Annotated in this window: 15 protein-coding genes; all 15 read right to left on the bottom strand. The window is 33.7% G+C overall.

Annotated elements, in window-relative coordinates; all coding sequences use genetic code 11:
• Positions 1 to 6: 6 nt before the first annotated feature.
• Genes G7Y45_RS09540 through upaY form a run of 15 tightly spaced genes read right to left on the bottom strand, consistent with a single transcriptional unit; the run spans position 7 to position 13716 of the window.
• Positions 7 to 1263, bottom strand: a complete 1257-nt coding sequence (locus G7Y45_RS09540) for a nucleotide sugar dehydrogenase (protein ID WP_032543284.1) — start codon at positions 1261 to 1263, stop codon at positions 7 to 9.
• 10 nt (positions 1264 to 1273) lie between these two features.
• Positions 1274 to 2311 (bottom strand): EpsG family protein, encoded by a 1038-nt coding sequence (locus G7Y45_RS09535; RefSeq protein ID WP_032543285.1) that lies wholly within the window; start codon positions 2309 to 2311, stop codon positions 1274 to 1276.
• A 6-nt stretch (positions 2312 to 2317) separates the two neighbouring features.
• The gene (locus G7Y45_RS09530) at positions 2318 to 3574 is read right to left on the bottom strand and encodes a lipopolysaccharide biosynthesis protein (RefSeq protein ID WP_101602906.1); all 1257 of its coding nucleotides are present in this window, start codon (positions 3572 to 3574) and stop codon (positions 2318 to 2320) included.
• Positions 3561 to 4745, bottom strand: a complete 1185-nt coding sequence (locus G7Y45_RS09525) for a hypothetical protein (protein WP_005776102.1) — start codon at positions 4743 to 4745, stop codon at positions 3561 to 3563. Before G7Y45_RS09525 ends, G7Y45_RS09530 begins: the two co-directional genes overlap by 14 nt.
• A complete protein-coding gene (locus G7Y45_RS09520; RefSeq protein ID WP_005776101.1) occupies positions 4742 to 5266 on the bottom strand; it encodes a DapH/DapD/GlmU-related protein in 525 nt (174 codons plus the stop codon). The genes G7Y45_RS09525 and G7Y45_RS09520 overlap by 4 nt, the downstream gene beginning before the upstream one ends.
• Positions 5244 to 6422, bottom strand: coding sequence for a glycosyltransferase (locus tag G7Y45_RS09515; RefSeq protein ID WP_022011135.1), 1179 nt, complete (start codon positions 6420 to 6422; stop codon positions 5244 to 5246). The genes G7Y45_RS09520 and G7Y45_RS09515 overlap by 23 nt, the downstream gene beginning before the upstream one ends.
• 15 nt (positions 6423 to 6437) lie before the next feature.
• Complete coding sequence (locus G7Y45_RS09510) at positions 6438 to 7487, bottom strand: nucleotidyltransferase family protein (RefSeq protein WP_032542185.1); 1050 nt, start codon at positions 7485 to 7487, stop codon at positions 6438 to 6440.
• A 14-nt stretch (positions 7488 to 7501) separates the two neighbouring features.
• Positions 7502 to 8143 (bottom strand): acetyltransferase, encoded by a 642-nt coding sequence (locus G7Y45_RS09505; RefSeq protein ID WP_005795360.1) that lies wholly within the window; start codon positions 8141 to 8143, stop codon positions 7502 to 7504.
• Positions 8144 to 8145: 2 nt separating this feature from the next.
• Entirely contained in the window at positions 8146 to 8868 is a 723-nt protein-coding gene (locus tag G7Y45_RS09500; RefSeq protein WP_005776096.1) for an SDR family oxidoreductase, read from the bottom strand.
• Positions 8865 to 10082 carry a fatty acid--CoA ligase family protein gene (locus tag G7Y45_RS09495; RefSeq protein WP_032541327.1) on the bottom strand — a complete coding sequence of 406 codons (1218 nt, stop codon included), beginning with the start codon at positions 10080 to 10082 and terminating at the stop codon, positions 8865 to 8867. Before G7Y45_RS09495 ends, G7Y45_RS09500 begins: the two co-directional genes overlap by 4 nt.
• 1 nt (position 10083) lies before the next feature.
• Entirely contained in the window at positions 10084 to 10305 is a 222-nt protein-coding gene (locus G7Y45_RS09490; RefSeq protein WP_005776094.1) for a phosphopantetheine-binding protein, read from the bottom strand.
• A gap of 5 nt (positions 10306 to 10310) precedes the next feature.
• A complete protein-coding gene (locus tag G7Y45_RS09485) occupies positions 10311 to 11453 on the bottom strand; it encodes a LegC family aminotransferase (protein WP_209377357.1) in 1143 nt (380 codons plus the stop codon).
• Positions 11454 to 11464: 11 nt separating this feature from the next.
• Entirely contained in the window at positions 11465 to 12673 is a 1209-nt protein-coding gene (locus G7Y45_RS09480; RefSeq protein ID WP_032540995.1) for a UDP-N-acetylglucosamine 4,6-dehydratase, read from the bottom strand.
• 31 nt (positions 12674 to 12704) lie between these two features.
• The gene (locus G7Y45_RS09475; RefSeq protein WP_022011128.1) at positions 12705 to 13178 is read right to left on the bottom strand and encodes a UpxZ family transcription anti-terminator antagonist; all 474 of its coding nucleotides are present in this window, start codon (positions 13176 to 13178) and stop codon (positions 12705 to 12707) included.
• Between the two features lie 19 nt (positions 13179 to 13197).
• Entirely contained in the window at positions 13198 to 13716 is a 519-nt protein-coding gene (gene upaY / locus G7Y45_RS09470; RefSeq protein WP_005776089.1) for a capsular polysaccharide transcription antiterminator UpaY, read from the bottom strand.
• Positions 13717 to 13829: the final 113 nt, after the last annotated feature.

The raw sequence follows: 13829 nt of genomic DNA, 5'->3' as shown, positions 1-13829 counted from the left end.
TTAATCTTACAGCCGTCCATCAACAATTGCTCTGTCTAAGAAGCATTTGACATCAAAAACAACAGAAATATCATTGCCAAGTGCTTTTATATCAATTGTTTTAAACTCATTATGTCCAACCGCCAATATTATAGCATCGTATTTTTTTTCATTAACATTATCAATCATACGAATACCATACTCTTCATACACTTTTTCTGCATTTGCCCAAGGATCATAAACGGAAATATTCTTAGTATACTCTAACAAAGTTGAATATATATCAACAACTTTTGTGTTGCGTATATCAGGGCAATTCTCTTTGAAAGTAATACCAAGTAGTAATATATTAGAATCTTTCACCAATACTCCCTTTTTATTCATCAACTTGATTACTTGATTAGCAACATAATCGCCCATACCATCATTTAATCGCCGGGCTGAAGACATTATTCTTGGTAAAACCCCATACACTTGCGCTTTTTGTATCAAATAATATGGATCAACGCTAATACAATGTCCACCAACTAATCCTGGTCTCAATTTTATAAAATTCCATTTTGACGAAGCAGCCTCAATCACATCATTGGTATCAATATCCATTGCATTAAATATTTTCGCTAATTCATTCATAAATGCAATATTAACATCACGTTGAGAGTTCTCTATGATTTTAGATGCTTCAGCAACTCTGATAGAAGGAGCTTTGTGTGTTCCATTTATCAAAACAGAATTATATACTTTATCTACTATGTCAGCAATTTCTGGAGTAGATCCGGATGTCACCTTCTTTATTTTTTCAACAGTATGTTCTTTGTCACCTGGATTTATTCTTTCTGGTGAATAGCCAGCAAAAAAATCGAGATTAAATTTTAATCCAGATACACGTTCTACAACAGGTAAACATTCTTCTTCAGTAACCCCCGGATACACAGTCGATTCATAAACAACTATGTCGCCCTTTGAAATTACTTTTCCCACAGTTTCACTAGCTGATATCAACGGTGTTAAATCAGGGCGATTATTTCTATCGACCGGTGTTGGTACAGCTATTACATAAAAATTACAATCACGTATATCTTCCAAGTTAGAAGTGCATTTAAAACCACTATCTAAAGCTGATTGTAACAAAACATCAGCAACTTCTAAAGTAGTATCATGCCCCCCCATTAAAGATTCTACTCGTTTCTGATTCATATCAAAACCTATTGTTTGATATTTTGTTGAAAATAAGCGAGCCAAAGGCAGACCTACATATCCAAGGCCAATAACAGCAATCTTCATAATATGATATTTATTTAAATAAGTTGAAATTCATAGAATAAGGAACCAAATCATACAAATGTCCATTAAAACAAATGGTACGGACAAGGTATAATAACAGCACTAAATGAAGGCTGAAATACATACCAATACGCATATGGACATTCTTTATAGATGATATAACGGCTGGAACCAATATGATATACACAAAGAAGAAATAACTATTCATTCGGAGAGTCATTTGAATAAGCACTCCATTAGATTGAAGTAACACTACTAATAATGACAAAAAACAAAAAAGATTCATATTCTCCATTATAAGCTTACTTTTAAAAGAATTAAGCTTATTCCAAAAGATGATAAATAAGATTGAAATGCCCGCAAAAATATAAGTGAATGAGCTTATATGAGTTTCTCGATCTCTTGTCAAATACACAATATATGGAGTATAGGAAATAAGTTTATCTATAGCCAAGCTACCCGCAATAGTCAACAAAAACGCAAGTAATTTTCCTTTTATAGATATAGTCTTATTTAATATATAATATAAAGGAATAAAAACTAAAATCGATTCATGAAAGAAGAATCCTCCCAACAAAAGAGAAACGATATACTTAAATATTTTTTTTTGTTCAATATACTTTAATGCAACAATAAAAACAGCGATTGCTAAGTATTGCCTCATCCCATTAAAGGTTGCAATATAAAACGGAGAAATACAATAATAAATAAAAACTGAAATCCAAACACTGTAATTATATCGTTTAATAACATTATATACCAGTATTTGCATGACAACAGCCATTATAAAAAACATGAATTGATAGCTAGCCCCGATATATCGCAAAAAATCTAGAATCAAGTTAAATCCTAATTCTCGACTTCCATACCCCTCTTCAAGATTATATATTTTCACATAATTAATATAATCGACTCCTACATAATACCTAAACCCAGAGAAAATGGAAAAAAGAATAAATACACAAATTAGAAAAAAGCGATTTTTAGTAACACTTCCTAAAGAGCAAAAGACCAGTAAGAAAAAATATATAAGAAAATAAGGAAACATCGACCTTTACCGCAAACCTTTTATATAGTAATAAAACAAAAAAAGAGAAACTATACCTGACAAAATAAATGTAGCGCACAAACCATAAACAATTGCTATAACACCCCAATATTGATAAAATATAAGTGAGAAAATAATATATAAAAAGCAAAAAGCATAAGTATTATATCCATTCCACTTTGCTTTTCCAACAGCGAGTAATATATTCCCTAATGGATTCCGAAAAATATATGTAACAAATGTTGCAACCATAAACATCTTATACATATATACACAATCATTATATTGTGCCCCAAATAGATTCTCTACCACAAAATCCCCATATATAATCAATAATAAAAAGACTATAAATGAAATAGGAATTACCACTTTCAGATAGTTATAATAATATCGCTTTAAACAATTACTATCCATATAGTTCCTAGATAAATAGCTAAAATCAGAGATCATCAAAATTCCAGGTAGAGTTAAAAGATTAAAAGGTATTATAGTGGCAACCCTAAAACTTGCTATACTGTGTTCCGGTTCATCCAATATACCTAAAAGCAAAGGAGCAATAGAGAAAATAATCTGGTTAGCAATTGCACTAACACTTGTATGTATTCCATATCCCCAATATTCTTTTTTAGAAATCTCAATCGGGTTACTAAATTGTATATAAGAGATTTTTTTCCTAAACAAAAAGAAAGTCAATAACGGTGCTAATATAAGAGCAGTAATATAGCCATAGTTCTTAAAAAACAAAGTCAAGCAAACCGTCAGTAATAATAATATAACAGAATTGTACACGTTTATTTTAGAATAGGTTCTATTTAAATTCACAATTCGGAAATAACTACGCATTGTTTCTAAAATATAAAAGCTATACAATCCTAGACACATATAAACAATTAAAAGCCACTCATTCTTCATACCCTCAGGTAGAAAAAAAGAATAAACAACTATAATAGCAACAACAATTGAAGTATAGTTTATCCCAACCCTTTGAGTATAATAATAATACTGTTTTTTTTTCAAGAATGAATTCACAATTGAACCAAATCTTAACAACGAATAATTCCCTCCAAATCCTGCAATAACGATTGCTATGGCATATATAGACAATACGTAAGATAATATTCCGTAGTCTTCTTTAGTAAGTAATTGCACAACAATAATAGAAAGTAGTGCGGCACTTATCTTTACCAAAGCTGTAGAGAAAAAGACAGAAAAACCTCCTCTCTTGATAAAACCTGAAATAAAATCTGAATTAATTCTTTTCATTCAAAAAATCCAATTTATAAAAGGGGCTCTCAGAACAATATAACTGATCAGAATAAAGATTCTGTGCCATTTTTATATACTTAGAATTTATATTTGACATTGCATAATACATCTCTGCATACCAAGCTCTTTGTAAATCACTAGATTGGATGTAATTCAACAGAGATTTATTATTTTCAACAAAGTCAATAGCTCGTTCTAATTTATCCCCTATTTCATTATAGTTTAAAATACTTGTAGTTAGTATCTCTGTTTCCCTATTTTTTTTGTAGAGATTCAGCAATCGAGCAAAATCAACAATGTTGACTAACTGATAATCTATATGCCTATTTAAAACAGATAAATCCCTGGAAATAAAACCATTATTAAAAAAGACAGTAGGAAATACAAGTTTAAAAATTATAGGATGAACAATTTTTTCATATACGCAATCAATCAAAAAAGAATTATGTTGTTCTTTCAAAAATAAATTCAAGCAATAATTATCCATTGCCTGCAATTTATTCATCATTTTTCCTTTATTAGTTAATTCCAAAAGTTGATTTATGGAAATAAGACCTTTGTTTATCCAATAGTCTAAATCAAAGTTAAGAAGATGTTCTTTCCTATAGAATTTTAGTAACAGAAGTGTATTCAAAGAATCAATATGAGTATTCAAGGTTAAAGTATTCCTCCAACTCTTACCTGCCACTTTTGATCTAATATGTGAAAAGGGGGTTTTTCCACCATACTCACTTGAATCATGGCAAAACCAAATACCTTCTTTCCATTCAAAAAAATATTTAAATTGTTCATTTGCTATGATTCTGATATTTTTATCTGTATCAAATCCATCTTCACAAGCATACAACAGCGTTCTCAATGCAGAATTTGTCGAACGAAATTGTATATCATAATCTCCTGTAAAGCTACGATGCAATAGTTTTCCATTACCCCAAGTTATACGTCTATCAATGGCTTCTATTATTCTTAATTTATAATCAGAAAGAGATTCTTTTTGAGATTTCTCTATCTCACATAATGCATAAAACATACTTTCCCCACTCATCTCAAAACACCAATCGGATCCTAAACTTCTTGTAATTAGAAACTTTCCATCTAAAGTAAAAATCTGTTTAAATTCTTCGGGAAAACAGATATCACCTATAAGTGACAAACACATTCTTTTCATTTCAGCTGAGTATAAATAGTGTCCCTCAATTCATTTTGTCGTTCCTCAGTAATTATTTCACCTCTAGTAATTAAATCAATAAATTTCTCATTAGGAGCATAAAGAATTTTACGCTGCTCGCATTTATCAATATATTCACTAATAGTGGAAACAACTCTTGCAGGATTTCCTGCTACAACAGAATTAGAAGCTATGTCTTTAGTGACAACACTTCCTGAGCCTATTATCACATCATCACCTACTACAACTCCTGGTAAAATAATACTATTAGCTCCTAAAAAAACACGATTCCCTATTTTAGTCCTTTGTACTCGATACTTACCTGTATGCCAAAGAGTACTAGCATCATGTGCCAATATAATAGATCCTGGTGCAGAAATAAAATCATCACCTATTTCCACTAGTTCTGGAAATAATGTATCAATTAAAGAGTTACTGTAAAAACGTTGGCCATGCTTAAATCTCACTCTAGGAGGATAAATTAAATGATAGACCTTCTTAAAAACTTTCTTTATTATCATATCTTTTCATGTACAAATCCAGCCAATCGTGAATTACATTATTCCATCTAAACTTGTCTATTATTATATCTGAATTCTTACAAGTGAGCTTTTTATAAGGAACAAATTTGTTCAAAACATCATGTAATTCATTTGATATTAATTCCAAACAATCTATTTTCCTATAAAAAACGCCCCACTGATCTAAACAATCATAAGGTAACCACGAACCTGTTATAACTATATTCTGCGCACTTAAATGTTCTAACATCGATCCAGAAAGCATATCTGTAGGTTGTAGCTGAATAAAAATATCAGATGCAACTCTTAAATGTGCAATATCTTCATCAGACAAAAATTGTTCAATTACATTATAATGAAACTTCGAATTAAGAACTGTTTTTTTTATTATACCAATATATTCGGCATCTTTGGGATAGGTTACAGGTAAAAGAAATTCTACCTTATCATGAAAGGGAGACAGCAAAGGAGATCGTTCTATATTCTCTATAATATCAATATGATGTTGTAACCTACTAGCATTATATCCAATAGTTATTACTATTTTGTCTGCACATAATCCTATTTTAGATTTACTAATTCTTGCATTTGCACCACTCCTTAAAATCGAAATCAAACTTTCTAAAGGTTCCAACCCAAAACGACATAAAACGATCTTGGAAAGAAAAGAACTCTTTTGATAACAAGCTTTAAATTCTTCTATAACTTTATCCGATGCAATAGTTATATGATCTGCTCTATTAAATAGCACAGTCATATTTTTTTTCCTATCTTCCGATGCACGTAAAAAATCACTTCCCCATATTGAAACAATTAACTTTCCACGGATATATTTCGAAAAGAACCTAATATCTCGTACTATTATATTCTCAACATAATGAATATGAACTACATCATAAAAATCAAGTCTTTTAATATATTTACGAAACAATATATGTTGATAAAGAACTTTTAAGAAACGATTTTTTTGAAAAAAAGACGGTACTATTAAAGCATAAATATTATTATAAAATTTATCAGAAGGAAAAAAGAGATCTGAACTATCTTGAGAAAGAATATCAATTTCTAAATCTGAATTAAGATAAACTTTTTTTAGAGTCTTCACATAATTGTATATAAACTGATGACTTCGATTTCCAATTATTAGAACCTTCATGCCTATAATAATTGACTATTTATTAATAATTGAGAAATACTCATTCCAATTACCTACATCAATCCAAGATTTTTCACTAACAGGAAAAACCCCTATTCTTCTATTTTCTTTTCTTAGTTTATCTATTAGAGAAGTTATATGATAAAATTGTCCTTCTGGAATCTCATCCAATAAGTTGGGTTCAAGAATATACAGTCCCGTATTTATCTTAAAAGTCAAGTCAGGCTTTTCTACGATTGAATCTAACAGACCATTTTCCTTAGTATAAAGAACGCCATAAGCTATTGGATAATTTTTAAGAGCCGCAACAACAGTCAATTCATTTTTATTTTCTTTGTGATACTTCAGTATCTGACTGTAATCTTCATTAATTATAATATCACAATTGGACACAAAAAAGGTAGTGTGTATTTTATCTCTCATTAATGTTAAGCTACCAGCAGTTCCCAAGGGCACATTCTCTTGAAAATAGTTTATTCGATATGACGAATCTTTGAGAGTAGAAAAATAATGTTTGATAACATCTGCTTTATAATTTACAGAAACATAAAAGTTATTACTTCCACATTTAACAAAACGATCCATGATATCCTCCATAAAAGTTTTTTCTCCAATAGGGATTAATGGCTTAGGAATAATATTTGTTAACGGTTTTAAACGTGTTCCCTGCCCACCTGCCATAATTACTATTGGAAGATCAAACTGATCTATTGGAGCATTATCTTCATTGGGGAAAAGCTCACTCCACATTAAAACTTTAACAAGCTTCCTCTCGGTATTCAGAATTGGAATAAACTCCATTCTATAAGACATCATTAAAGTTCTGATTTCATCAAGGCTTAAAGTGTCGTCAGCAGTAATAATTCTATCTCGTAAAATATTCTTAATAGGCGTATCCAAGGATTTATTACCAATTATAGCGCGTTGAATATCTCCAATACTAACCAAACCGAAATATTCTCCTTCTGAAAACACTAATAAAAGCTTCCTATTACATTTATCCATTTGCTCCAATGTATGCAATATGGAAACATTTATATCCACAATCAACTGTTGGTAATCCATTTCTTTAGTATCTATTAATACCGTTTCCTATATACTCTTAAGCTCCCTCCATTACTTGTACACATACTATTTGCTTCTATTACTCTATCAATGTAACATAATGCATCAATCTGACAATCATCTTTTATTTCAAGTCCTTGAAATACAAAAGAATTTGCACCAAATAAACATCCATTCCCAATTTTTACATTACCACTAATTCTGGCTCCCGGATTAAAGAAACAATCAGAACCAACAACGACATCATGCCCAATAGTCACATTGTAATTAATCAGATTTGAATTTCCAATAAGAGCATTGGAAGAAATAACAGCATTAGCAGCCAAATAATTACCCTTACCTAATATAGCTGAAGGAGAAATATAAGAAGATGGATGAATGACATTATCAAGTACACTGTTAAATCCACCAAAAAGATCAACAAACCGTAAGCGTAAAGTTCTGTTAGTAAATCCTATAATATAATGAGAAACCTCAATTGTAGATAATCTATCTAATAAAGACGAGTCTCTAATATAAGTTTGTAAAATAGGAGGTTCTTCATCTGATATAACGTTATAAACAGCAAAATATTTATCCTTAAAAAACTGATCTACAGTTTCTCGGATTTCCAAGGCAGTACTACTACCACCAACAATAAAAAGAGTAGGTTTCATCACTAAATAGTACCGTTATCAACAAATATATTTTGTCCTGTTATAGAGCAAGCTTTCTTTGATAATAGAAAAGCGACAGTTTCTGCCACAGAACGTACATCAGTAGCCTGTTTTAAAGAAGTCCTTTTGTAAATACGATCTTTCTGTTCTTCTGTTAAAGAAGAGCTCATCGCCGTTTCCATAAAACCAGGTACCACCACATTAGAACGAATACCTAACTGTCCCCATTCTCTAGCAGTATCTTTGGAAAATGCTTCTAATGCCCCTTTACTAGAAGCATACATAGATAACCCTTTATACCCTGTATGAACACTTATAGAAGATATATGTATTATACTTCCTTGAATATGATGTAATAACATATTACGAATTGCATATTTAGTCAACAGCATCGGAGAGAATACATTCACGTTATACATTACCCTTAACTTATCTATTTGTAAGTTGGTAATAATATCATCATAAGCCACAGCTGCATTATTTACATAACCATCTAATGGGACTGAGTTAGTAAGAAACTCTTTAAAAATGATCTTGTGAATATTGGTCGTATCTGAGAGATCAACACTTTTAAAAAAGAGTTTACTTTCATATTTTTCTTCAAGTATTCGGAATTCATTCGAATAACTACGAGAAACTCCATAAACAACATGTCCTTCCTCCAACAAAACTCTACAAATCTCAAGGCCCACCCCACGAGAACAACCTGTAACTAATATATTCATGTTCGTTTTAATTTTCCTGTTCTTGTTAATGCTATATTCTCCACAAATTTTATTTTACGTGGAATTTTAAACTCTTGTAACTTATCAGCCAACCAGTGACGAATATCCAATTCAGACAAACTACATCCCTCCTCAATCTTTATTTCAGCGCAAAGAATATTACCTAAAACAGAATTTGGTTTGCCATAAACAAAAGCCTGTTGAACACCATCAAATTGCATCATGACGCTCTCAACCTCTCCAGGATTTATTTTATACCCACCAACATTTATCAGTTCATTCTTACGACTTTTAAAACGAAATAATCCTTTATCAGAGTCAATCCATTCTATTAAATCACCAGAATGGTAATAATCTCCTACACATGAAAAGCTATCAGATTTACCCAAAAGAGAATTATGAATTAATAATTCTTCATCCTCAACTTTAATCTTATCCTTCAATTCGACTGGAATCTGAAATAAATCTCCTTTTGCTGCAAACAAAGAACCAGCTTCAGTTGAAGCATATATATTATTTATTCGAGCATTCGGAAATATCAAAAGCATTGATTCATAAAGTTTAGTATTAGATTTCTCCCCTCCTAAAGTCACTCTACACACTTCAGGATAAGATTTCTCTACTGGTAACAATAAACGATAAAAGGTGGGAGTAGCAGAAATATGAGTTACATGGTATTCCGAAAGCAATTCATATACTTCAACTCGGTTTTTATTAAAAACATTTATTAAAGCATTTTTATTTGCAAAAGCCTGAAAAAAGACTTGCAAACCAGCCATGTGAGTCGGGTTAAAAGCAAAAGCCCATATTTGAGAATGATATTTAAAAGAAACTCTTGTCGAACGAGTCAACGTCCCAATAGTATGTACTACTTTTTTGGGCTGCCCTGTGGTACCAGATGTGAATATAGTTATTTCTGATTTTGAGGTTAAAACACTATTTATCAGATCATCTATATCTGCTTTATCATCAAAAAGAATATTCCTAGGCTTATTTATATCTGTATTTTCTATTCCTTCTAATTCATTCATTTTAGTATCTGAGTCTAAAAGAATTAGAGGCTGATCGGAAATCAAAGATAAGATCATATTCAAAAAGAAATCATATAAATTATTCGTCTGCATCAGTGGAATGTATGACTTTGCTTCATTTATCCGTTGCAACAGATCTTCATAAGTATATGATTTATGTTGATCTACTAAAAACAGTCCCATATTAACGTAACTTCTCAATTATTTCACCAACAGTATTTACTAACCCATCCTCGAAAATATCAATATCAAATTCATCCTCTATTCGAACGGTAAGTTCTGCCAAATCAAATGAAGTAAATCCAATATCATCTCTTAAAGTATCACTTAAGTTAATAACACTCAATTCTGACAAATTTTTAGCTTTCCTTATCTCATTGATAATAATTAAAATCTTCTCTTCCATATTTTTTATAATCTTACACTACTTGGTATATTCACAATTCTTTCTTCCAACCACACAGTATTCTCCAAACCATCCGTCTCGCATCCCCGAAACATCTCAAGCCTATTCATCAATTCCCAAACAGGGCGGGTCATTACACCATGGTCATTCGTATATTCAAGGAAAGACTGTTGGGCCCGACGGTCTTTCAGAAGTACAGCGTTCAACCAATAGTTAGAACGGCTGTTCGCAGGCTCAACAACAAACTCAACATCAGGAATACGAGAGAAAAACTCACGGTACCGTTCTGCTGTCTCACGTTTATTGACAACATACCTGTCAAGATTCTCCATTTGGGCACAACCCAATGCGGCATTGATATTAGGCATACGGTAATTGTAACCGATATGGTCATGAACAAATGCCCAACGGTGCGGAACTTTGGCCTGGGTCGTCAAATGTTTGGCAAACTTGCCCAACTCTTCGTCCTGGAAAAGCAACATACCCCCACCACCGGTGGTGATCGTTTTATTACCATTAAAACTGATGGCTCCCACTCTTCCGAAAGTACCCGTATGACGGCCTTTATAGAAACTGCCGATACTTTCGGCCGCATCCTCGACAAGTTCTATATGATATTCGTTGCACACTGCCGACAATTCGTCAATCTTCATAGGATGCCCGAACGTATGCATAGGAACACAAGCCTTGATACGGCGTCCCGTCTTCTTATTATAACACTGCCCATTCCTTACTTCCGCATGCGTAGACAACCACCTTTTTACAGCAAGAGGAGAAAGACCCAAAGTATCTCTATCCACATCAAGAAATACAGGATGTGCGCCAATATAACTGATGGCGTTACAGGTAGCGATAAAAGTAAGAGCCTGAGTTAAAACTTCATCATCACGCTCAACACCGACAAGAAGCATACCCATGTGCAATGCATTAGTACCACTCACACAGACAACAGCTCTTTTTGAGCCGGTATAGGAAGCAACCTGCTCCTCAAAGCGATCGACAAACTTGCCCACACTCGAGACAAAAGTAGTATCAATGCATTCTGCAAGGTATTTTTTTTCGTTACCGATAAATAAAGGAGCGTGCAACGGAACAAATTCATCCGTACCAAACAAGCTATGGATGAAAGTAGTTATATTATTATACATACTTGTAAACATTACATTTTCTGATCCAGATTCTTTCCTTTCTCCACGTGTTCAAAATTGGGAAGGAATCTTTTAAGTGCAGTCACGATATCAGACTTATGGCAATCCGGAAGGGCAAAGAGGGACTCCAGCTCATCAAAGAAGGAATCCAATTCAGACAAAGGACGTTTACTGACATCCTCAATCACGCCCAAAGAAGAAAAACGTTCCAGATTCAACCGCTCACCGGGCACATAGAACTCTTCGTAGCCTTTCTCACCCGTGGTATCACTTTCAAAATAAACAACAGGATATATCTTGCTGTCATCCGGCATTTCGGCAGCATATCTTCTGGCTTCTTCATCTGTAGCACACTCTTTCTTTTCATAGCCCAGAGTACGAAGGAAACGGTCACAGATAGAAGAAAAAGTGATCATCTTTTCCTCACCTAACTTTGGAAAGAAAATCTCTCCGTTATTCCCAAGAATACAGGCAAGCATACAGATCTGACCGCTTTCCTCAGGTGAAACGAAATAACGTTTCACGTCATTGGGGGCAGCCAAAGGCTGTTTCTTCATGATACGGTCAATAAAACCGGCCAATAAAGAGCCGTTAGAAAAGGCAACATTGGCAAAGCGGGCAGTAGTGACCTTAAATTTAGAGGAGTAGGCCATTATCATATCTTCCATGATACGTTTACTGGCACCCATTATATTCACAGGATTGGCAGCCTTATCCGTAGAAACACAAAAGAAATGACGGGGAGGAAATTCCGATAACAGATCAAGCAGTTTCTTGGCTTTGATTACATTATTCTCAATCAAGGCCTGTACAGAATATTCGTCTTTCTCACTCCGTACATGCTTGTGTGCCGAAAAATTGGCTACAATATCAAACCCCTGCTCCTTACGGAACATCCGCTCGAAGATGGGATCTGCAAAGTTCAAGGTATAAGTACGATACTCTTCCGGAATATGCAGCCCATAAGTGGAACGCAAATCACGGGTAAGTTCGGCCAGTCCATTCTCGTTTAAATCGATCACAACAAGTTTAGAAGGCTTAAAAGGAAGAATGGCTTTTATATAGGAAGAACCGATAGAACCGGCACCGCCAATTACCAATAAACTCTTACCTTCAACCTCCTGGCGAAGACGATCACTGTTTGCTGCAATATCGGGAGCAAACATGCTGGAACGACGAAAAGTGATATTATCGCCAATAAAATTATCTACATTAAGCATATTTTATATTATTCATCAAAAATGCATATAATCAGTCTTCTATCTCGCTACATGGATAGCTATTCTCTTCCATTGTCTGCAATGTTTCCATCACTTCCAATTCTTCTTCTGAGAGCGCCCTGCTTTTCCAGCCATCCATTATTTGATGTGCTTCTTGTGCCAAATCTTCCTCGAATACCTCGCCATAGCAATATGTCAGCAATTGACATTTTAATAGAGAAGCGGGAAGATGATCTAACACAGCAAAAGAGCGATCTAAAATGCTTTGTATCTTAGATTCTTTGTCGCCATCATTGTAAATGGTAGCATTATAACCCATTAACAGGGATAGACAAATCGCTGCTTCTTCCTCAAAAGTGGCACCTTTCATAGAGAAAAGGGCTTCGGACAAGCGAAAAACTTCGGTGTTCAGTTGACGGAAATGATCGGTATAGATGGGAGAGCCATCCGTACCAAGATAAAGCAACTCACGGGCAATGTGTTGCAGATTTTGGACTTGATTCATATAATTTTGAAATTACGAATTACGCTGAAAGAATACGAAGGTAACTTTTAGGTACTTTGACGCTGGCAGACAGAACCCCATGAATGCGGATCACCACATAGGTGCGATTGGCAAGGCTGGATAACTCACCTTCGATACCACAAAACTCTCCTTTGACAACCTGTACTTTTGTACCCACGGTAAGAGGAAGGTCGTCAAAAGTTACATTTTCCGGAGCTAAATCCATCACAAACTTAAAGTCCTCCATCTGCTTGTTGGGGACGATGAGCAAAGTATGGGTATAAAGATCCTTCATATAAAATAAAGGAACGTGATCATCCTTCGTGATGGACCAGGCACGCTCTTTGGTAGTCCGGACAAAAATAAGATTCTTGATAACAGGAACTTCTACCCTACGACGACGATATTTCAGTTGGCGAATGACAAATTGTGTAGGAAGAAAGTATTCTATTCCAAGCTTTTCTAAAGCATTACGAATAGCAAACTCCTGATCCTTCTTTGTCCGAGCGGCAAACCAATACTCCTGTTGTTCAGACATTTATTGTTGGAAATTAAAACTCGATAGGTTACTTTCGGGTGCGCTACGCGGTTTGGACGAGACATCTTTTCTCATTCAAACCGTAAGTATTTCCGAAAATATTTATAGTGGTA

It is taken from the genome of Bacteroides sp. ZJ-18 (assembly GCF_011038705.2).
GTDB classification, from domain to species: Bacteria; Bacteroidota; Bacteroidia; order Bacteroidales; family Bacteroidaceae; genus Bacteroides; species Bacteroides hominis.
The sequence above is the reverse complement of the archived record's forward strand: the minus strand, read 5'-3'. Positions and strand labels throughout refer to the sequence as shown.

Coding starts and splice junctions, on each gene's coding strand:
- G7Y45_RS09540 (WP_032543284.1), bottom strand. CDS start 1,263: ATGAAGATTGCTGTTATTGGCCTTGGATATGTAGGTCTGCCTTTGGCT.
- G7Y45_RS09535 (WP_032543285.1), bottom strand. CDS start 2,311: ATGTTTCCTTATTTTCTTATATATTTTTTCTTACTGGTCTTTTGCTCT.
- G7Y45_RS09530 (WP_101602906.1), bottom strand. CDS start 3,574: ATGAAAAGAATTAATTCAGATTTTATTTCAGGTTTTATCAAGAGAGGA.
- G7Y45_RS09525 (WP_005776102.1), bottom strand. CDS start 4,745: ATGAAAAGAATGTGTTTGTCACTTATAGGTGATATCTGTTTTCCCGAA.
- G7Y45_RS09520 (WP_005776101.1), bottom strand. CDS start 5,266: ATGATAATAAAGAAAGTTTTTAAGAAGGTCTATCATTTAATTTATCCT.
- G7Y45_RS09515 (WP_022011135.1), bottom strand. CDS start 6,422: ATGAAGGTTCTAATAATTGGAAATCGAAGTCATCAGTTTATATACAAT.
- G7Y45_RS09510 (WP_032542185.1), bottom strand. CDS start 7,487: ATGGATTACCAACAGTTGATTGTGGATATAAATGTTTCCATATTGCAT.
- G7Y45_RS09505 (WP_005795360.1), bottom strand. CDS start 8,143: ATGAAACCTACTCTTTTTATTGTTGGTGGTAGTAGTACTGCCTTGGAA.
- G7Y45_RS09500 (WP_005776096.1), bottom strand. CDS start 8,868: ATGAATATATTAGTTACAGGTTGTTCTCGTGGGGTGGGCCTTGAGATT.
- G7Y45_RS09495 (WP_032541327.1), bottom strand. CDS start 10,082: ATGGGACTGTTTTTAGTAGATCAACATAAATCATATACTTATGAAGAT.
- G7Y45_RS09490 (WP_005776094.1), bottom strand. CDS start 10,305: ATGGAAGAGAAGATTTTAATTATTATCAATGAGATAAGGAAAGCTAAA.
- G7Y45_RS09485 (WP_209377357.1), bottom strand. CDS start 11,453: ATGTATAATAATATAACTACTTTCATCCATAGCTTGTTTGGTACGGAT.
- G7Y45_RS09480 (WP_032540995.1), bottom strand. CDS start 12,673: ATGCTTAATGTAGATAATTTTATTGGCGATAATATCACTTTTCGTCGT.
- G7Y45_RS09475 (WP_022011128.1), bottom strand. CDS start 13,178: ATGAATCAAGTCCAAAATCTGCAACACATTGCCCGTGAGTTGCTTTAT.
- upaY (WP_005776089.1), bottom strand. CDS start 13,716: ATGTCTGAACAACAGGAGTATTGGTTTGCCGCTCGGACAAAGAAGGAT.